Here is a 19,190-nt window from a genome sequence, read left to right as displayed (position 1 = left end):
CCGGGGACGCGGTTTTCCGTGGCTCCGGCTTTGCGCTTCCGTGTCTCTCCGGTTCACCGGTCCGTGGCGCTGCCCCCTTTAGAGGAAGAGGGCGGCGCTTCGCTCCGTGACGGGTTGGAGGTTGAGAGAGAGTCTCTCGGTCGCCCGTCGCGGAGACTATCCCGATGGCTACTGCCGTTCAAAAGATCACCCTGTCGTCCTCGCGCGACATCCCCTTCAACAAGCTGGTGCTCAGCCAGTCCAACGTCCGGCGCGTGAAGGCCGGCGTCTCGATCGAGGACCTGGCGGCCTCGATCGCCCGGCGCGGCCTGATCCAGAGCCTCAGCGTCTTCCCGGTCGTCGATGCCGATGGCAACGAGACCGGCATGTTCGAGGTGCCGGCCGGCGGCCGCCGCTTCCGCGCGCTGGAGATGCTGGTGAAGCAGAAGCGCCTGGCCAAGGTCGCGCCGGTCCCCTGCGTCGTCCGGGAGCGCGACGGCGGCATCCTCCCCGAAGAGGTGTCGCTCGCCGAGAATATTGAGCGCGCGCCGTTGCACCCGCTCGACCAATTCCGCGCCTTCCAGGACATGCGCGACAAGGGCATGACCGAGGAAGAAATCGCCGCAGCCTTCTTCGTGCCGACCCAGGTCGTCAAGCAGCGGCTGCGCCTCGCGTCCGCATCGCCGGCGCTGCTCGATGTCTATGCCGAGGACGGTATGACGCTGGAGCAACTAATGGCCTTCACGGTGTCGAACGACCACGCCCGCCAGGAGCAGGTCTGGGAGGCGATCAAGGACGCCTGGTCGAAGGAGCCGTATCAGATCCGGCGCATGCTGACCGAGACCACGGTGCGCGCGTCCGACAAGCGGGCTATCTTCGTCGGCGTCGAGGCCTATGAGACCGCCGGCGGCGTCACCATGCGCGATCTCTTCCAATCCGATGATGGCGGCTGGCTGCAGGATCCGGCGCTGCTCGATCGTCTGGTCGCCGAAAAGCTGAAGGTCACCGCCGAGACGGTCGCGACCGAGGGTTGGAAATGGATCGAGGTCGCGGTCAGCTTCCCCTATGACGCGACCCGCGGCCTGCGCGAACTGCAGGGCGATGCCCTCGACCTCACGACCGAGGAACAGGCGACGATCGACGCCCTGATCGGCGAGCAGCAGAAGCTCGAGGCCGAATATGAGGGCGCCGACGAGCTGCCGGACGAGGTTGACCAGCGGCTCGGCGAGATCGAGACGGCGCTCGCCGCCCTCGAGGCGCGACCCTTCCGCTACGAGACCGACGATATCGCCCGCGCGGGCGTGTTCATCAGCATCGCCCATGACGGCCAGGTCGACATCGATCGCGGCTATGTCCGGGCCGAGGACGAAGCGCCGATCGCCCCCGAGGGCGAGATTGGCATGGAAGCCGGCGGCGATCCGGCCGAACCGATCGTGCAGCGTGCCGTCATCACGATCGGCGGCCAGCCTGCCGAGCCGGAGGACGACGAGGACGATGCGATCAAGCCGCTGCCCGATCGCCTCGTCACCGAGTTGACGGCCCATCGCACCTTGGCGCTGCGCAATGCACTGGCCGACAACCCGCACGTCGCGATGACCGCGCTCCTGCACAAGGTGGTCTCCGACACCTTCCAGCATCGCATGTACAAGGGTGCGATGGAGGCCTCCGTCAGTCACGTTTTCTTCCCGGTGCAGGACGATGCGTTGAAGGACAGTCCATCGGCTCGCGCAGTGCATGAGCGCCACGAGGGCTGGGCGGGCGACATTCCCGCTGAGGACGATGCGCTCTGGGACTGGCTGGCGGCGCTCGACGACACGAGCCGGATGGCGCTGCTGGCGCACTGCGTGAGCTACGGCGTCAATGCGCTCTACGAGAAGCCTAACCCCTATGGCGGCAACGGCGTCTCGCAGCACGGCCTCGACATGCGGCTCGGCCAAGCCGACCGACTGGCCCGCGCCACTGGCCTCGACATGGTGGACGTCGGCTGGCGTCCGACCGTCGGCAACTATCTCGGTAGGGTCACCAAGCCCCGCATCCTTCAGGCAGTCCGCGAGGGCGCTGGCGATCAGGCAGCGCAACTCATCGACCACCTGAAGAAGGGCGACATGGCCAAGGAGGCCGAACGCCTGCTGGCCGAATCCGGCTGGTTGCCGGAGCCGCTGCGTCTGGTCGCTGAGCCCGAGGCGGCCACCCCGGACACCGAGGCCGGCGGCGAGAACGAAGAGACCGCGCTGCCCGACTTCCTCACGGGCGACGACGAGGAGGCGGCCGCCGAGGACGAGGACGCCCAGCTCGTCGCGGCCGAATGAGCGCGTCGCGGAGCGGCTACGGCCGCTCCGCGAATTCTTCGCTGACGAAGCGCCCCAAGGCCCCCTGTCTACCGAACCATCCAGAGGAGCCCGGCTCAGCGCCGGGCTCCTGGCTTCATGTCGGCGAACCTGACGAAAGCCATATCCTGACGTCTTCCAGATGAAGGCGCAGGGTCTCGGCCGCATCAGCGGCTATGAGATGCGGAGTTCCTCCGAACAGCACGGGATAGCGGAAGCGTTGGTCGTAATGCGGCCCGTCAAGCAAGTCGACCAGCGCCGCCAGCTCTTCATTCGCATGCCCCGAGAAGCCACTTGAAAGAGCCTGCCGACAACAGCGGTCGAGGCTGTGACCGGCCATCATCAACCATTCTTCGTCCCGGCCCGCATGAGCCAGAACGGCCTTCATTGACAGTTCAACCGCATGCCCGACCATCATATGAAAAGGCGCGACCGCCTGGTCGGCCTGGGGCGCGAGAGCTTCCACTGCAACGACCTAGCTTTCAGCCATCGCGAAATAATCCTGCGCCCTCGAATGCGCAGGCCGCGATCGCCCTACTAGGGAAACGTCGCCATCCTCGACCGCCTCTACCATACCGCAACCTCCCACTGGCCTTTCACTCGCGCGAAGCCGATCGGCCGGTTCTGCGGCGTCGCGCCCGCCTTGGTTGGATCCATGACGAGCTGCGTCATGCAGGTGACGCCCGGACCGACGCCACCGGGCGAGCAGTCGCCGAGCTTCAGTGTGGCCTTGGTGAGCGCAGTCCCCGTGAACAGGCGATGGCGGCGGACCGCCGCCGTCGCCTCACTGTCCGTCGGCTGCGCGACCCCGGCCGCGACAGCCGGCGACGCGGACACCGGCGCGATCACCGGCCGGAGAACGAACCCCGCGCCGAACCCGACCGCCAGACAACCCGCCGCAATGATGCCGCTCGCGCTGCCCTTCATCTCGCCTGCCTCTTTCTCACCCGGCACGGCGAACTCCAGTAAGCTGAGGCGCCGCGGCTTCTTTTCCCAGGAAAGTTTAGCGTCAGATCGCCGCCGCCGGAAGGCGGAGCGATGAATCGGGCTCACCCCGCGCCAGAGTGAGAGGACGGCCGGGACGGGTTTGAGCCCGTCCGGTCGAGAGAGAGCGTCGGGCCGGCTCGTCCGTCTCAGCTCTCCGAGGTTCTCCATCATGCTCCACGCTTCGCTTCCGGCTGCCGTCCCGGCAGTCTCGCATCCGGTCGCGCCCGCGATCCCTCCGGCCTCCGCCGTGCTGGCCGCCGCCGAGCACCTCCTTCACCCACTTGAACAGGGCCGACCGGTCGACGCCGGAACGCTACGCACCGCCATGGAAGCGGCCTTCGGCGCGTCCGATGCGGCCGGCGCCTGGGACTGGAAGACGGCCTATGACGCTTGCGAGGTCGCGACGGTCCTCTTCCTGCGCAAATACGGAAAGGCGCTTTTCCGCAAAGCCGCTTCGCCGGCTTCACGCCTTTCCGCGCTGACCAAGATCGTCAGTCTTCTTCCGACGCACACGCGTCGCTCCGAAGAAGCGCAGGCCTTCCAGCAATTCTCGACGCCGGTCCCGCTCGGGCTCTCCGCCCTGACCGCGGCATCGCTGACCCCGGCAGACCGCGTGCTGGAGCCTTCGGCCGGCACCGGCCTGCTCGCGATCCTCGCCGAAATCGCCGGTTCCGCGCTCATCCTCAACGAGCTTGCGGACACGCGCGCCGATCTCCTCGCCTCACTCTTTCCGGCCATTCCGGTCACGCGCTTCGACGCCGCCCAGATCGACGATCATCTCGATCGGACGGCCGTTCCCAGCGTCATCATTATGAACCCGCCGTTCTCGGTGATGGCCAACGTCACAGGACGGGTGGCAGACGCCGCCTATCGCCATGTCGCCTCGGCCCTGGCACGTCTTGCCGATGGCGGCCGCCTGGTCGCGATCACCGGCGCAAACTTCTCACCCGACGCCCCTGCGTGGCGCGACGCCTTCATCCGTATGCAGGAGCTCGGGCGCGTTGTTTTCACGGCCGCCGTCGCGGGCTCGGTCTATGCCAAGCATGGCACGACCATCGAGACGCGCCTGACCGTCATCGACAAGGCGCCGGCCGAGGACCCCACCCGCTTTCCGGACTCGGCCGGCCTCGCACCCAATGTCGCGACGTTGCTCGCATGGATCGACCAGCAGGTTCCGGCCCGTTCGCCGGTGTCGCTCCCTAAGACGACTGTCGATGTGCCGGTCGCTCCACGCACCGTGCGCGGCTATCTCGCTCGGGCTGCGTCCGCTGCGCCTGCGCGTAGCACCGCCCAGCCCGAAGGCGTGTCGCTCGACTATGAGACGATCGACTGGACGCCGCCCGAGGGCGGTCGCCTGTCGGACTCGATCTACGAGACCTATGCGCTCCAGTCGATCCGCATCCCGGACGCGCTGCCGCATCCCACGAAGCTGGTGCAATCGGCCGCGATGGCGTCGGTCGCGCCGCCGAAGCCGAGCTATCGGCCGCTGCTTCCCACCCACATCGTCAGCGACGGCGTGCTGTCCGACGCCCAGCTCGAGACGGTGATCTATGCGGGCGAGGCTCATGGTGAATATCTCGCCGGCGCCTGGACCGTCGACGAAACCCGCGATCTCGTCTCGGCCGCGCCGGACGACGCGGCAAACGCCGTCCGTTTCCGCAAGGGCTTCATGCTGGGCGATGGCACCGGCGCCGGCAAAGGCCGCCAGTCGGCTGGGATCATCCTCGACAATTGGCTCCAGGGCCGGCGCAAGGCGGTCTGGATCTCCAAGTCGGACAAGCTGCTCGAGGACGCCCAGCGCGACTGGTCCGCGCTCGGCATGGAGCGGCTGCTGGTCACGCCCCTGTCGCGCTTCCCCCAAGGCACCGCGATCCGTTTCGCGGAAGGCATCCTTTTCACCACCTATGCCACGCTACGGTCCGACGACCGCGGTGAGAAGCTTTCGCGGGTCAAACAGATCGTCGATTGGTTGGGCTCCGATTTCGACGGAGTGATCATTTTCGACGAAAGCCACGCCATGCAAAACGCCGGTGGCGGCAAGGGAGAACGGGGCGATGTCTCGCCTTCGCAACAGGGCCGTGCGGGCTTGCGCCTCCAGCACGCCCTGCCGAACGCGCGCGTCGTGTACGTCTCAGCGACCGGCGCCACGACCGTCCACAATCTCGCCTATGCCCAGCGGCTCGGCCTGTGGGGCGGCGAGGATTTTCCCTTCGCCAACCGGGCCGAATTCGTCGAGGCGGTCGAGAATGGCGGCGTCGCGGCCATGGAGGTGCTGGCGCGCGATCTGCGCTCGCTTGGCCTCTACACATCACGATCGTTGTCCTATGACGGCATCGAATATGAGTTGCTCGAACACCAGCTCACGCCCGAGCAGACGCGCATCTACGATGCCTATGCCGGCGCCTTCGCCATCATCCACAATCATCTCGACGCGGCGATGCAGGCCGCCAACATCACCGGCGACAGCGGCACGTTGAACCGGCAGGCGAAGTCGGCCGCGCGCTCGGCGTTCGAGTCCGCCAAGCAGCGCTTTTTTGGCCATCTGCTGACCAGCATGAAGACCCCGACCTTGGTCCGCTCGATCGAGCAGGACCTGGCCGACGGCCATTCCGCCGTGATCCAGATCGTCTCGACCGGCGAAGCGCTGATGGAACGGCGTCTCGCAGAGATCCCCACCGAGGAATGGAACGACGTCCGGGTGGACATCACGCCCAGGGAATATGTCCTGGATTACCTCGCTCATTCCTTCCCGGTGCAGCTCTACGAGCCGTTCACCGACAGCGAGGGCAATCTGTCATCGCGTCCCGTCTTTCGCGACGGCCAGCCCGTCGAAAGCCGCGAAGCCGCCGCCCGGCGCGACGAGCTGATCGAACGGCTCGCCTCGCTGACGCCCGTGCCAGGCGCGCTCGACCAGATCGTCCAGCGCTTCGGCACCGACATAGTGGCCGAAGTGACGGGCCGCTCGCGCCGCGTGGTGCGCAAGGGCGACCGCCTTGCCGTCGAGAACCGAGCTGCTTCCGCCAATCTCGCGGAAACCGCCGCATTCATGGACGACCAGAGGCGCGTACTCGTCTTCTCTGACGCCGGCGGCACCGGGCGCAGCTATCACGCCGATCTCGCGGCGCGGAACCAGCGCCTGCGCGTCCATTATCTGCTCGAACCGGGTTGGAAGGCCGACGCCGCCATCCAGGGCCTTGGCCGCACCAACCGAACGAACCAGGCGCAGCCTCCACTCTTCCGGCCGATCGCGACCGACGTGAAGGCCGAGAAGCGCTTCCTCTCGACCATCGCGCGCCGGCTCGACACGCTGGGCGCGATCACACGTGGCCAGCGCCAGACCGGTGGACAGGGCCTGTTCCGCCCCGAGGACAATCTGGAATCACACTATGCGCGCGATGCGCTCCGCCAGCTCTATCTCCTGCTGGTGCGCGGCAAGGTGGAAGGGTGCTCGCTCGACCGCTTCGAGTCCGCCACCGGCCTGAAGCTGATGGACGACAAGGGCATCAAGGACGAGCTGCCGCCGATCACCACCTTCTTGAACCGGCTCCTGGCGCTGACCATCGATCTGCAGGGCGTACTCTTCACGGCGTTCGAGCAGCTCCTCACCACCAAGATCGAGGGCGCGATCCGCAGCGGCGTTTATGATCTCGGATTGGAGACGCTGCAGGCCGAGAGCTTCATCGTCACGGACAGTCAGGTGATCCACACGCATCCGGGCACCGGCGCCGAGACGCGGCTGCTCACCATCACGCGGCGCGAGCGCAATCGCCCTACCACGCTCGACATGGCGATCGACCATCTCGCCGATCCCCGCGCGCGGCTACTCGTCAACGCCCGATCCGGCCGGGCCGCTGTGCAGATCCCAGCGCCATCCATGATGCTCGACGATGGTGAGATCGAACGGCGCGTCTGCCTGATCCGGCCGATGGAGCAGCACTACGCGCCGCTGCGCATGTTGGACGAGAGCCATTGGGAGGAAGCCGACCGCGCCGCCTTCGCCGCAGCGTGGTGGGCGGAACTAAACGATGTGCCGGACTTCTCAGACAGCACGATCCATATCGTCGCCGGCCTGCTGTTGCCGATCTGGAAGCGGCTGCCCAACGAGTCGACGCGGGTCTATCGGCTCCAGACCGATGCCGGCGAGCGCATCATCGGTCGCCGCGTCTCGCCCGCCTGGGCCGCAAACGCCAGCGCCATGGGCGCAAGCACGCTCACGCCAGATGCCGCCTTCACAGCGTTGATCGACGGCACGACCACCCTCGATGTCAGTGAGGGCATGCAGTTGCGCCGCGCCCGTGTGATGGGGACCAACCGCATCGAACTATCGGGCTTCACCGACGCGATGCGTGATCGGCTGCGCGCCTATGGCCTCTTCAGCGAGATCATCTCATGGAAGCTGCGCTTCTTCGTGCCCGTTGATGCATCAGGGCCCGCCATCCTCGCCAAGCTGCTCGACACCTTCCCCGTTGCGCGCATCTCCGAGCGGGAGGCTGCGTGATGGCCAGGCAGGACGCTTCCGACCTTGCGCACAGTCTCGGCCGGCAGGCCGAGGCGGTGTGCCTGCACTATCTCTCCAGCGGACGTCGTGAGGGCCGCTACTGGCTGGTTGGCGACGCGCGCAACACGCCCGGCCGCTCGATGTACGTCCGGCTGAAGGACACACCGAAAGGCGTCGCGGGCAAATGGACCGACGCCGCCACTGGCGAACACGGCGATCTCCTCGACGTCATTCGTGAAAGCTGCGGCCTGATCGACTTCAAGGACGTGGCCGACGAGGCACGGACCTTTCTCAGCATGCCGCCGCCGGAACCGGAGCCACGATCGCACGAGCGTCGGAGCCCCGCGCCGAGCGGCTCGCCGGAAGCGGCGCGGCGTCTCATCGGCATGTCGCAGCCGATAACGGGCACAATCGTGCAAGCGTATTTACGGGAACGTGGCATTACGGATTTACGCGGAACCGGAAGCCTTCGCTTCCATCCGCGCTGCTATTATCGGCCCGACGAGCATTCGCCGACCGAGACATGGCCGGCGATGATCGCCGCCGTCACCGATCTCGACAGCAAGATCACGGGCGCGCACCGAACCTGGCTCGATCCCCGATCGCGCGACAAGGCGCCGATCGACACGCCGAGGCGAGCCATGGGCGACCTGCTCGGCAACGCGGTGCGCTTCGGCATGGGCGGCGAGGTCATGGCGGCCGGCGAAGGCATCGAGACCGTCCTGTCGCTCCGACAGGTGCTTCCCGACATGCCGATGCTGGCGGCGCTCTCGGCAGCACATCTCGCCGCCATCCTGTTCCCCGATACGCTGCGACGGCTCTACATCGTGCGCGACAATGATCCGGCCGGTGACGGTGCGCGTGACAGCCTGATCGAACGGGCCAACGCCGTCGGGATCGAGGCGATTGTCATCTCGCCGGCGCTCGGGGACTTCAACGAGGATCTCCGCACCCTCGGCATCGAGCATCTCCGACAGCAGTCGCGGATGCAGATTGCACCCCAGGATGTCGCAAGGTTCATGGCGCTGGCGGCATAGCCCGGCACGGGAGACTGACAATGGCCGTGCGTCGTCGTGCTCGCAGATGCACCAACCGTCGGAGGGGGACCGCGTCTCGGCCTTCGAGAGGGCGATCGGCCAGCAAACGGGCCCGCCCAACAATGGCTGCGGCCGACGATTTTCCGGCGGCGCGTGCCGCGCCTTTCCATCGCGAGGCAAAATCGCCGGCCTCCGCCATCCTCCGCTGACGCTCCGGCCCTGCGCTGCGCTCCGGGTGCAGGGCCGGCCCGCCCGCCGGCTTTCGTCGCCATGAAGCCCGCGACGGTCGCGGTCCAACCGACGGAGCATCCCATGAGCGAGCACGACGACTTCGAACCGCATCACGCCTCATCACCGACCGACCATGTGCTCACCGAGCTTCAGCTCCACGGCTACCGTCCCTTCGAGGATGAACCCGACCAGCGACTCCTCCCGGACGGCAATGCGGTCGCAGGCGCCATCGCCGACATTTTCGACGCCCTGATTGGGACGCTGGAGGACACTCGCCTCGAGCCCGACCTCGACGATCTCCTCTGGTCGACGGTCAACGTCTTTCACCGCGCCACCGACCGGATCGCGCGCGAACTCGACGACAACGAGCAGGCGCAACGCCGCGGGCAGCGTGAACAGGACGGCAGCGAGGTGAAGGCCGTCGAACTCGAGCGCCTGATCGCGGAGGGCCAGACCATGATCGAACGTCAGAACGCCTTCGAACTGATGCGCGACCAGGCAGCCGAACATTACGAACGCCACGTCGGCAGGACCTGGCTTCCGCGCAGCGGGTCAAGGGTCAACCACCGCAATCTCACCTCGGCGATGATCGACAGCCGCGACTTCCTGGCAGCGAAACGGCGCGCCGAGCAGACAATCCTTCTTCCCCCTGGTCCGAAAATCCTTGTCACCGGCGGGCTCGACTTCAACGACCACCGGCTGATCTGGGCCAAGCTCGATCAGGTCCACGAAAAACACCCGGACATGGTGCTGATGCACGGCAAGTCGCCGAAAGGCGCCGAAAAGATCGCATCCCTATGGGCGACGAACCGTAACGTGCCGCAGATCGGCTTCGCACCGGACTGGACGAAGCACGGCCGCGCAGCACCCTTCAAGCGAAACGACGAGATGCTGGAAATCCTGCCCAAGGGCGTGATGCACTTCCCCGGCACCGGCATCAACGACAACCTCGCCGACAAGGCCAAGAAGCTCAGCATCCCGGTCTGGAAGTTCGGCGGCGCGTGAGCGCCGCACGACTTCAGACAACTGACCGCAATCTGATACTGTCGGTTGAAACACTGAGTTCTTGCCGACAGGAGGCGTATCTGGATCTTGACCACATTCAACTTGCCGCGCGCGATGCGCCGCTGATCATCGCATGGCCATCGCCCGGGCTCCCCGGAGGGATGATCCAATTCAACCAACCCGATGAATGGCGACGGTTCATCATCGGCCTCGGCATCGACTCCCGCATACCCGACATCGTCCAGTTCAAATTCAGACGCGCGCAGGCGCTCTATCTTCTCGGCTGGATCGATCTCGATGTGCTGAAGGCCGGCGAGCTCGCGGCGCTCATCGCCCTGGAGCTGACGCTGATGGACAGGTACGGCGGCCAGATACCGAAAAAGAAGCGCTCGTTCGCCACGCTGCTGAAGCACATGGTGGATACCGACGGCCTCGACGACGCGCACATTCCCATGATTGTTCGCACCGGCGGCACCGCAATTGGCTTCGTCACCGGCGCCTCCGAACCGTGTCTCAGCCAGCGCCGCAACGGCATGGCCCACGGCGATCCGTTCGACGGCCTACCCGTCGGCGGGCTCCTCGAACTCATCCGCGACCTCATCAACTACGCCTACCGGGATTTCATCGCCAACACTCCACCCGGGTTGCGTCCGGCTCATCATGGCTGACCGGGAAAACGAACGGCTCCTGACGCGAAAACCACCCCCGCTTATCTGCGCTGGTCCTTGGTCAGACTGATCGCCTGACGCCATCAACCCGTAAAGGGTCGGCTATGCAAGCATGCCGCCGCTTCGGCTGCGCCTGCGCGGTGATTGCAGCGTTCAGTCCGACACTTCGGGCGCCTGTCAGCGGGGGATGGTCCTCCGCTCAAACAGGAGCCGGATCGATGTCCCTCAACGACGCGCACGCCTTCGCCTTCAGCCTCGCCACCACCCTGATGGCCGCCATCATCATCTTCCAGGCCGGCGACGGCACGCTGTCGGTCACGCCTGCCAGCGAATACGACGGCGACATCGCCGCGATCGTCCATGAGATTGATCCCTTCGCCCCATAACCGGGGCGAACGGGCGCCGCCGCGCGGAAGTCTCACGCGATTTCCGCTCCCGGCGCAGCCGATTTTCAGCTATAGTTTGGTCGCGCCGTGGTGGTGGTGGAGGCGCAACCGTCAGACTTTTTCTCACGGAGGCCACCACCATGATCTTTCTCGCAATACTCGCATCCCTCGCAGCTATCGGCCTGCTTTGCTGGCTGCTGTTTACGCTGGCCGTCTTCGCACTGCCGGCGTTCGTCGGCGTGACCGCAGGGGCCTGGGCCCACGGCACCGGCGCCGGCATTCCTGGCGCGGTCCTCGTCGGCGCTGTCGCAGCCGCCATCACGCTGATGGTCGGTCACTTGCTGATCACCTTCGTCCGGCCGATGTGGCTGAAACTGGTCGTGGCCATCGCCTTCGTCGCGCCGGCGGCGATCGCCGGATTCCACGCCACACATGGTATTGTGAAGCACCTCATGCCTTCCGAGGGATGGCAGATTACCTTCTCCGTCATTGGTGCGATCGCGGTTGGTATCACCGCCTTCGTGCGGGTCGCTGGAATGGCGGCGGCCCCGGGCCCGTCTGGCCAGGACCTCGCGCGAGCCTGATTGTCGGTATCGCCGTTGCGAGGCGAGACCAGCGATGGGCGACGACCGCCCACGTCGTCTAGGCCGTTGGGATTGAGGCATGGGGTGCGGATAGACGCTAGGCCCCGGGAACGGCCCTCGTTGGAGCGACTGCCATGGCAGGACCATGTCTCGGCGGCACACCGACGATCCGGCGCGGCGATCTGCCATTTGGCGGTGGAGGGTCGGGGTCCAGCGCCAATGCCCTGCCGGGAGGAAACGAAGCCGGTGAGCATTGCCGCGACGCCGGTCTGCCGGTGCGGGATGGCCGCCATTTCTCCGTTGTCTGACCGTGCCTCAACCGCTCCAAACGGCCTCTTCAATGGCCTGATCTGGCCGAAGGCCGGCTTCGCCTCGATCGCCTATGACGCAACAGCGGCGTCGAACTTTCATCCCCTGCCGGCTGCGCCGTCATTCCTCGCGAAGCAAGAAAGCCCTCCTTTGCTGTCAGGCCCCTTCGGGGTGCGCCGTCGATCGCCTCCGGCCAACCGATCGCCATCGAGGCCGCAATGGTGCGGGCTCGGGAACGGAAAACGGAGATTTACAATGGCGACCATCGGCACCTTCAAGAAGACCGGCTCGAACGAGTTTACCGGCGAAATCGTCACCCTCAGCGTCCAGGCCAAGAACGTGCGCATCGTCCCCGACCAGCGCGCCACCGGCGAGAACGCCCCCAGCCACCGGGTCCTGGTCGGCCGCGCCGAGATCGGCGCCGCCTGGTCCAAGCGCTCCAACGAGGGCCGCGACTATCTGGGCCTCAAGCTCGATGATCCGAGCTTCAACGCTCCGATCTACGCCAACCTCTTCGACGATGAGGAGGAAAGCTTCTCCCTGATCTGGTCCCGCCCCAACGGGCGGCGCGGGGACTGAGGTCCGCGCAAAGGCCCCAGCCGGAAGGCTGGGGCCTTTGGTTTTTGCGGCGACCGAATCAGTTGCAGCCTTTATCGCTCGGAGAGAGCGTGCAGAGGCACTTCCAGCTAGAAGATCGCGCCAAGAACGACTATTATAGTCGTAGTTCTGGCGTGTTGGTTTGTGTTGGTGGGAGGTGATCATGCATGATCACCTCCCGACAATCGCGGGCCGCACGCGCGTTACTCGGATGGAGCCAGGAGACGCTCGCTGACAAGGCCCAGGTATCGCTGACCGCTCTGAAACGCCTCGAATCCGCGAGCGGCCTTGAGGTGTATGAAACTACGCGCGATCAGGTCCGGCGGGCGCTTGAAGGCCATGGCATCCTCCTCCTGACCACCGACCAGGGCGAAGGGGTGATGGTTGTCCGTGGGAAAATCGACAAGCGATAGCGCTTCATTGGAGCAGCACGCTTTGGTCGGACCGTTGCTTTCAACGGCACGGATTCTGCCGCAGTGGGACCAGCATACGGTTAACAAATAGCTCCGGAATGGATAAGAATGATTCCAGAGGACGGTTGTGATCAAGACAGACTTTTTAGACGAGCCGCCGGACAGCGCGGTGCTCACGCCCTATGATCGTGAGCACATGAAGCTCTACCTCCGCCTGCTCGACGCAGCCACGGACGGTGCCGACTGGCGCGAGGCGGTCGAGATTCTCTTCGGCCTCGATCCCAAATACGACCCCGAGCGCGCCCAACATGTCCATGACACCCATCTCGCTCGCGCTCGTTGGATGACCACACACGGCTACCGCGAGCTTGTGCGCGAAGGTTACCGTCACTGAGCGGTGGTGATGCCGCAGCGGCAACACCTGTTGCCGGCTCAAGGACTTCCTTCTTGTTGCTCAACTGGGAATCGTATCCGCCTCAAAACGCACGAATAATGCGAGCTAGGAGGATTTCGATGTCATCCGACGCATCCCGGTGGCGATCGTCATCAGAGTACGAGTACGTCGACCATCTCGCCGCTCCAGACGTCGGCTGGGAATGGCTGCGGCGAAACGAGGATTATCAACGCGACTACGCCGAACTCAGCAGCGCGTCGAGAGATTCACCGTCCGTGACCAAGGGAGCCGGCCGACGCTGGGGGTTACGATTTCCTTGTCGCCCCTGCTCTGAAGTCCACCGAGGCGCAAGTGTTCTGGCTTCCGGAGGAAGATACGGGATCGGTGATACTGACGCCGGCGCCGGCGTCCATCGCTGCGGATAGCACGCTCCTCTCGCCACCGAGACGGTCTGCGGACCTGCCGACCGAACACAGCCTTCACTTCCTGCACGATCTGAGAAACGGCCAGCGACTGCATCTGGCGCTTCCCGGCGACGGATCGGCCGAGCAGCCGCTCGTAGCGGTGATCCCACTTGGCATGGAGGGGTTCGACCGCATGGAAGCCGTTGCTCGGCTGCTGGCCTCCCTTCACGGCCGCGCCATTCCACCCGACACGCGCCTCACGCGTCAGCAACTGGCCCGCGCGCGGCGCATGCTGCAAGCAATTGACGGATATGGCGCCGGAGCGACCCAGCAGGAGATCGCCGAGGTCATCCTCCGCGTCGGCAAACTCACCCGTGACGAATGGCAAGCCGCTTCCGCCCGCCACGCCGTCGCGGGCCTCCTCGGGGATGCCCGCGCCATGATCTCGGGCGGCTATCGCAAACTGCTTCGTCATCGCCGCCGATCCTAGTCGGATCGCACGCGTCTCCTTGGTGTGGGGATTTAGTACCTCCCAAAATCCCGCTGCAACTCGCCGGTTTCCCTTCGCCATCGTGGCCTTCGTCAGCCGCTTAACGCCAGCGGCCCCCACGGACACCACGGAGGCCCGATCATGACACCCAATCTCAGCGCATTGCCGCCGCGCTTTCTACGCACCAAGGAAGCCGCGCACTTCCTGGGCTTGTCTGCCCGCACTTTGGAGAAGCACCGCACTTACGGGACCGGCCCCTCCTATCGCAAGCTCGGCGGCCGTGTCGTCTACGCGGTCGATGATCTGCAGGCCTGGACCGAACGCGGCGCGGTCACCTCGACCTCCGATCCGCGCGGCGCTGTGCTGCCCGCTAAACGCCAAGAGACCGCGCCGTCCGCGCACGCCAGCCGTTTCGCGCGCTGACCGCTCGGGCTTCCTTTCAATGACGGCGCGACATCGCCCAATCTCGGAGCGCGGACAGCTCGATCTGTTCCACGCGCTCCCCGGCGACTTCGCGCCGCGCGACGCGCAGGATCTCATGGCCTATCCGTTCTTCTCCCTCTCCAAATCCCATCGCACGGCGCCGATCGACTTCGTCGCCGGCGACGTGTCGATCCGCGTCGAGGCAGTGGCCGATCATGGCATGGCCACCATCTGGGACGCCGACATCCTGATCTGGGCGGCAAGTCAGATCGTCGAGGCGCGCGACGCCGGTTTGCTCACGTCGCGCCTGATGGCGGCGACGCCCTACGAGATTTTGAACTTCATCGGCCGCGGCGTCAGCCTGCGTGACTACCAGCGGCTGAAGGCCGCCCTTGACCGGCTCCAGTCGACGACCGTCGCCACGTCGATCCGCCAGCCGGCCGAAGGTCGCCGGCATCGGTTCTCCTGGATCAACGAATGGCAGGAACGAACTGACCGCTTTGGCAAGCCGGCCGGTATCGAGCTGATCGTGCCCGACTGGTTCTACCGCGCCGTCCTCGATGATGCGCTCGTGCTCACCATCGATCGGGCCTATTTCGATCTCACCGGCGGCCTCGACCGCTGGCTCTACCGTCTGGTGCGCAAACACGGCGGTCGACAGCGCGCCGGCTGGCGTTTCGACTTCCGCCATCTCTATCAAAAATCCGGAAGCCTCTCCCCTTTCAAACGCTTTGCCTTCGAGCTGCGCGACATCATCCGCCGCCAGCCGCTGCCCGGCTATACGCTGTTCATCGAGGTCGAGCTCGGCGGCCGAGTGCTGCTCGCCTTCGAACCGTCAGCGCCCTGTGGACAAGCTGTGGACGGCCTCGTGCTATCGGGAACCCGGACTATCGTGCCATCGGGAACCACACGCTCGTGCTATCAGGAACCCAAACAGGGGTTAAATCCCGGAAAACAAAACCGAAATCTCGCCCTTAACTTAGAGTCTAACCAAGAATCTAACTTTAGAAGACACGCGCCCGATGTGGAAAACATCGCCGACCGTCCCGAAAAGACATCCGGGACGCTGTCGAAAGGCACGCGCACCGATACTTCTAGCACGCCGCGACTCCCTCTCGATCCAGCATCGGGAGAGTCGGAATGATCGTCGCGCTCCTCAATCAAAAGGGCGGCGTCGGCAAGACGACGCTGGCCCTGCATCTCGCCGGCGAATGGGTCGCCAAGGGGAAGCGCGTCACGCTGATCGACGCCGATCCACAAGGCTCCGCGCTGGACTGGTCGCAGCAGCGCGCTCGCGAAGCGCTTCCGAGGCTCTTCGGCGTCGTCGGTCTAGCGCGCGACACACTGCATCGCGAGGCCCCGGAGCTGGCGCGCGACGCCGATCACATCGTCATCGACGGTCCGCCGCGTGTCGCCGGGCTGATGCGCTCGGCGCTGCTCGCCGCCGACCTGGTGCTGATCCCGGTGCAGCCGTCGCCGTTCGACGGCTGGGCCTCGGCCGAGATGTTATCGCTGCTCAGCGAGGCGCGCATCTATCGCCCGCAACTCATCGCCCGCTTCGTGCTGAACCGCTGTGGCGCGCGCACCGTCATCGCCCGCGCGACGGCTGATACCCTGGCCGATCACGACCCGCCGGTGCTCGCCGCCACCGTCGGCCAGCGCGTTGCCTTCGCGGACGCCGCGCAATCTGGCCGCCTCGTTTCCGAAGTGGATGAGGACAGCCCCGCCGCCCGTGAAATCGCCGCGCTCTGCGCCGAGGTCGGGAGGATCGCGCCATGAGCGAGCGATCCCCGAAGCGCAGTTTCGCCGCGCGTCCCGCCGACCCCGAAAGCTGGATTAAGGCCTCCGACGCGCCCTCCACACGCGCCTCGGCCGATGGCGGTTATAGCGCTCGACTGACTATCGACATCACATCGGATCTGCGCGGGCGCATCAAGATCGCCGCCTTCCAGCGCGGCGTCACCGTCGCCGACATGCTGCGCGAGCTGCTCGCGCGTGAATTCCCCACCATCGCGGGAGACCCGTCATGACCGGCATCGCGGCCCCCCGCGTGCGCAGCAGCGCTGCGCCGGCCAGCCCGCCGCTGTCCACAACACTGGTCGAGCTGACCTGGATCGAGAAGAAGATCGAGAACTGGATCCGGTTCGGCTGCGACATCCACGAGCAGATCCTCGATCGCCGCCGCCGTGTCATAGGCTTTGCGCCAAACAGCACTTTCGCCTTCGTCCGCTGGGCGTCGAACGAGTTCGGCACGATCATCTCGCGCATCGACATCTTGCGCGCTGTCGGGACCGGCGAGCCGTTCCAGACGCTGCCCTTCGTGCGGCCCGGTGGCGACATCCTGCTGAAGATTGAAGGTTGGCCCAAGGTCGAGCGGGTGCTGCAGGCGGTCGACGCGATCGAGTCGATCGGTGTCGATCCGGCAGATGTATCGTCTGATCACTGGCGCCACGTCCACAACCGCCTGACCGCTGGCGAAGAGCCGCGCGCCTACAGCGCCGAGCAGCATCGCGCCTTCCTTCTGCGCAGGAGGGCCGAGCCATGAGCCGCTTCGGCTATGTCATGGCGACGTATTTCGCGGCGATGGGGCTCGTCATCGCAGCCGTCCTCCCGCTGCCGCTCAAACTCATCTGGAACGCGTCCGCGAGCGTGCCAATTGGCCTTTACACGATCGATCCCGATCATCTTCCGGAAGTCACCGACCTTGTCGCCGTCGATGCGCCCGAACCGCTCGCGACCTTCCTGGCCGATCGCGGTTACCTGCCGCGCGGTGTGCCGCTGATGAAGCGCGTCGCCGGCGTTGCCGGGCAGCGCGTCTGTCGCACAGGCCGCATGGTTTCGGTCAACGGCGTGGACATGGCCGAGGCGCTCGAGCGCGATCGATCGGGCCGCCCCTTGCCGAGTTGGCAAGGCTGCCGGCTGCTCGGAGTTGGCGAGATTTTCCTGATGAACTGGCAGGTCCGCGACAGCCTCGACGGCCGCTACTTCGGTCCCGTCTCGACCGACATGATCCTCGGTCGGGCGACGCCTCTCTACACCGATGAAGACGGCAAAGGCCGCTTCGAATGGCGCGCGCCAACGCGGTGACGCGCGCGTCCATCCCGTCCTCCACCGCATCGCAAAGGAGCCGTCCCATGCCCCAGATCGGAGAATTCACCCGCACGAAGTCGGGCTATTCCGGCCGTATCCGCACCCTCTCTCTCGACATCGAGCTGACGGTCGTTCCGGCTGAGCTGTCCGACGCCGAGAACGCGCCCGACTATCGCATCCATCTTCGCGACGAGGACGGCCCAGAGGTCGGCGCCGGCTGGAAACGCACTGGCGAACGTGCCGGCGACTATGTCTCTTTGCAGCTCGACGATCCCGTCTTCACGCAGCCGATCCGCGCCAATCTGTTCCAGTCGGGCGACGACAAGACCGTCTGGGGGTTGCACTGGAACCGCCCGCCCAAGCGTGCCGAGCGGGATTGAGCCGATGCGCTGGCCGGTCCCATTTAGCTTCAATGTCACTGCTGCCGGGCGTCATCGCGCCGCCCGGCACGCGGGTCTCCTTCTCCTTACCGGCCTGTCTCTCGTCCCCGTGCCAACGGCCGTGACGCTGGCGCAGAGCGCGCCGGTGGAACGTCCACGCCCGGCCGATCCCTATGCAGCCTACATCACGGAAGCCGCACAACGGTTCGGCATTCCAGCGGCCTGGATCCGGGCGGTCATGCGTGTCGAAAGCGCAAATGACCTTCGCGCTATTTCGCCGAAGGGCGCGATGGGCCTGATGCAGATTATGCCGGCGACCTGGGCGGAGCTGCGCGTCCGTCATTCGCTCGGCACGGACCCCTTCAATCCGCGCGACAACATGCTGGCGGGCGCGGCGTACCTGCGTGAAATGCACGACCGGTATGGCTCTCCCGGCTTTCTTGCCGCCTACAATGCGGGACCCGGCCGATATGAGGAGTATCTCGCCGGCCGTCCCTTACCGGCGGAGACACGCGCCTATATGGCCGCGCTCCTCCCTATCTTCGGCGGCGGTGACCTGACCGCTCCGGCGACCATCGTTGCCGCCGCCGATCCGCAAGCCTGGACGCGCGCACCACTGTTCATCGCGCAGCCGGAGCGCACAGCGGCGGCCGATCCTGTGCAGCGCGACGGTGCTCGGGACGTTGCGCAGACAGTGACGATCACGCGCGATGTCTCCGCCATCGTCCCGCAGTCGGGCGGCCTGTTCGTCGCCCGCAATCGTGTGGGACAGCCGCAATGATGGCATTCGCACTCTGGCGCGGTGTAGCGGGCTTCCGGTCAGGTTGGGCGGGAGGATGGAGCTGGCAGGGAAACACGACCAACAGACGGCGAGATAAAAGCGCATGCCCGAAACGCTGTAAGCCTCTGAGGAGGCTTGCGTTTTGGCGTGCATGGCGGTCGGTCGCGGGCATGAAGCCCGGTTTTTGTGAAGTATTTCAAGGCCTCC

Annotated in this window: 23 protein-coding genes; 21 read left to right on the top strand and 2 right to left on the bottom strand. The window is 65.8% G+C overall.

Going from position 1 to position 19,190, the window contains the following annotated elements:
* Window positions 1–164 precede the first annotated feature (164 nt).
* Entirely contained in the window at window positions 165–2,288 is a 2,124-nt protein-coding gene (locus tag OVY48_RS10870; protein WP_151606845.1) for a ParB/RepB/Spo0J family partition protein, read from the top strand.
* Window positions 2,289–2,403: 115 nt separating this feature from the next.
* Here the strand turns inward: OVY48_RS10870 and OVY48_RS10865 are convergent, their stop codons facing one another.
* Together OVY48_RS10865 and OVY48_RS10860 are read right to left on the bottom strand one after the other, a co-directional pair.
* Window positions 2,404–2,772 carry a hypothetical protein gene (locus OVY48_RS10865; RefSeq protein WP_151606846.1) on the bottom strand — a complete coding sequence of 123 codons (369 nt, stop codon included), beginning with the start codon at window positions 2,770–2,772 and terminating at the stop codon, window positions 2,404–2,406.
* A 101-nt stretch (window positions 2,773–2,873) separates the two neighbouring features.
* Entirely contained in the window at window positions 2,874–3,464 is a 591-nt protein-coding gene (locus tag OVY48_RS10860; RefSeq protein ID WP_235926271.1) for a hypothetical protein, read from the bottom strand.
* Between OVY48_RS10860 and OVY48_RS10855 the strand changes: the two genes are divergently transcribed.
* The 20 genes from OVY48_RS10855 (at window position 3,463) to OVY48_RS10760 (ending at window position 18,983) form a co-directional block, all read left to right on the top strand.
* The gene (locus OVY48_RS10855; protein ID WP_167713024.1) at window positions 3,463–7,791 is read left to right on the top strand and encodes a strawberry notch family protein; all 4,329 of its coding nucleotides are present in this window, start codon (window positions 3,463–3,465) and stop codon (window positions 7,789–7,791) included. The genes OVY48_RS10860 and OVY48_RS10855 overlap by 2 nt on opposite strands.
* On the top strand, window positions 7,791–8,828 hold the full coding sequence (locus OVY48_RS10850; RefSeq protein WP_151606857.1) for a toprim domain-containing protein: 1,038 nt from the start codon (window positions 7,791–7,793) through the stop codon (window positions 8,826–8,828). The genes OVY48_RS10855 and OVY48_RS10850 overlap by 1 nt, the downstream gene beginning before the upstream one ends.
* Window positions 8,829–9,140: 312 nt before the next feature.
* The gene (locus OVY48_RS10845; RefSeq protein WP_151606859.1) at window positions 9,141–10,064 is read left to right on the top strand and encodes a DUF2493 domain-containing protein; all 924 of its coding nucleotides are present in this window, start codon (window positions 9,141–9,143) and stop codon (window positions 10,062–10,064) included.
* Window positions 10,061–10,732 (top strand): hypothetical protein, encoded by a 672-nt coding sequence (locus tag OVY48_RS10840; protein WP_210385375.1) that lies wholly within the window; start codon window positions 10,061–10,063, stop codon window positions 10,730–10,732. The genes OVY48_RS10845 and OVY48_RS10840 overlap by 4 nt, the downstream gene beginning before the upstream one ends.
* 218 nt (window positions 10,733–10,950) lie before the next feature.
* The gene (locus OVY48_RS10835) at window positions 10,951–11,118 is read left to right on the top strand and encodes a hypothetical protein (RefSeq protein ID WP_167713022.1); all 168 of its coding nucleotides are present in this window, start codon (window positions 10,951–10,953) and stop codon (window positions 11,116–11,118) included.
* A gap of 140 nt (window positions 11,119–11,258) precedes the next feature.
* Window positions 11,259–11,702 (top strand): hypothetical protein, encoded by a 444-nt coding sequence (locus OVY48_RS10830; RefSeq protein WP_151606861.1) that lies wholly within the window; start codon window positions 11,259–11,261, stop codon window positions 11,700–11,702.
* Between the two features lie 134 nt (window positions 11,703–11,836).
* Entirely contained in the window at window positions 11,837–12,010 is a 174-nt protein-coding gene (locus OVY48_RS10825; RefSeq protein ID WP_192798597.1) for a hypothetical protein, read from the top strand.
* Window positions 12,011–12,266: 256 nt separating this feature from the next.
* Entirely contained in the window at window positions 12,267–12,590 is a 324-nt protein-coding gene (locus OVY48_RS10820; RefSeq protein ID WP_151606863.1) for a DUF736 domain-containing protein, read from the top strand.
* A 185-nt stretch (window positions 12,591–12,775) separates the two neighbouring features.
* The gene (locus OVY48_RS10815; protein WP_151606865.1) at window positions 12,776–13,021 is read left to right on the top strand and encodes a helix-turn-helix domain-containing protein; all 246 of its coding nucleotides are present in this window, start codon (window positions 12,776–12,778) and stop codon (window positions 13,019–13,021) included.
* A 127-nt stretch (window positions 13,022–13,148) separates the two neighbouring features.
* Complete coding sequence (locus OVY48_RS10810; protein WP_313922830.1) at window positions 13,149–13,415, top strand: DNA -binding domain-containing protein; 267 nt, start codon at window positions 13,149–13,151, stop codon at window positions 13,413–13,415.
* 98 nt (window positions 13,416–13,513) lie between these two features.
* Window positions 13,514–13,840, top strand: coding sequence for a transcriptional regulator domain-containing protein (locus OVY48_RS10805; RefSeq protein ID WP_313924753.1), 327 nt, complete (start codon window positions 13,514–13,516; stop codon window positions 13,838–13,840).
* The gene (locus tag OVY48_RS10800) at window positions 13,767–14,309 is read left to right on the top strand and encodes a DUF2285 domain-containing protein (protein WP_232252423.1); all 543 of its coding nucleotides are present in this window, start codon (window positions 13,767–13,769) and stop codon (window positions 14,307–14,309) included. The genes OVY48_RS10805 and OVY48_RS10800 overlap by 74 nt, the downstream gene beginning before the upstream one ends.
* Window positions 14,310–14,450: 141 nt before the next feature.
* On the top strand, window positions 14,451–14,732 hold the full coding sequence (locus OVY48_RS10795) for a helix-turn-helix transcriptional regulator (protein WP_151606869.1): 282 nt from the start codon (window positions 14,451–14,453) through the stop codon (window positions 14,730–14,732).
* Window positions 14,733–14,751: 19 nt separating this feature from the next.
* On the top strand, window positions 14,752–15,876 hold the full coding sequence (locus tag OVY48_RS10790; RefSeq protein WP_151606870.1) for a replication initiator protein A: 1,125 nt from the start codon (window positions 14,752–14,754) through the stop codon (window positions 15,874–15,876).
* On the top strand, window positions 15,873–16,511 hold the full coding sequence (gene parA / locus OVY48_RS10785; RefSeq protein ID WP_151606872.1) for a ParA family partition ATPase: 639 nt from the start codon (window positions 15,873–15,875) through the stop codon (window positions 16,509–16,511). Before OVY48_RS10790 ends, parA begins: the two co-directional genes overlap by 4 nt.
* Complete coding sequence (locus OVY48_RS10780) at window positions 16,508–16,762, top strand: hypothetical protein (protein WP_151606874.1); 255 nt, start codon at window positions 16,508–16,510, stop codon at window positions 16,760–16,762. The genes parA and OVY48_RS10780 overlap by 4 nt, the downstream gene beginning before the upstream one ends.
* On the top strand, window positions 16,759–17,277 hold the full coding sequence (locus OVY48_RS10775; protein ID WP_151606876.1) for a DUF2840 domain-containing protein: 519 nt from the start codon (window positions 16,759–16,761) through the stop codon (window positions 17,275–17,277). Before OVY48_RS10780 ends, OVY48_RS10775 begins: the two co-directional genes overlap by 4 nt.
* Window positions 17,274–17,819 carry a S26 family signal peptidase gene (locus OVY48_RS10770; protein ID WP_151606878.1) on the top strand — a complete coding sequence of 182 codons (546 nt, stop codon included), beginning with the start codon at window positions 17,274–17,276 and terminating at the stop codon, window positions 17,817–17,819. Before OVY48_RS10775 ends, OVY48_RS10770 begins: the two co-directional genes overlap by 4 nt.
* A gap of 47 nt (window positions 17,820–17,866) precedes the next feature.
* A complete protein-coding gene (locus tag OVY48_RS10765; RefSeq protein ID WP_151606880.1) occupies window positions 17,867–18,202 on the top strand; it encodes a DUF736 domain-containing protein in 336 nt (111 codons plus the stop codon).
* Between the two features lie 4 nt (window positions 18,203–18,206).
* Window positions 18,207–18,983, top strand: coding sequence for a lytic transglycosylase domain-containing protein (locus tag OVY48_RS10760; protein WP_151607416.1), 777 nt, complete (start codon window positions 18,207–18,209; stop codon window positions 18,981–18,983).
* Window positions 18,984–19,190 lie beyond the last annotated feature (207 nt).

Origin of the sequence: Sphingobium sp. SA2 (assembly GCF_032227065.1) — a bacterium.
Taxonomy (GTDB): Bacteria; Pseudomonadota; Alphaproteobacteria; order Sphingomonadales; family Sphingomonadaceae; genus Sphingobium.
The sequence above is the reverse complement of the archived record's forward strand: the minus strand, read 5'-3'. Positions and strand labels throughout refer to the sequence as shown.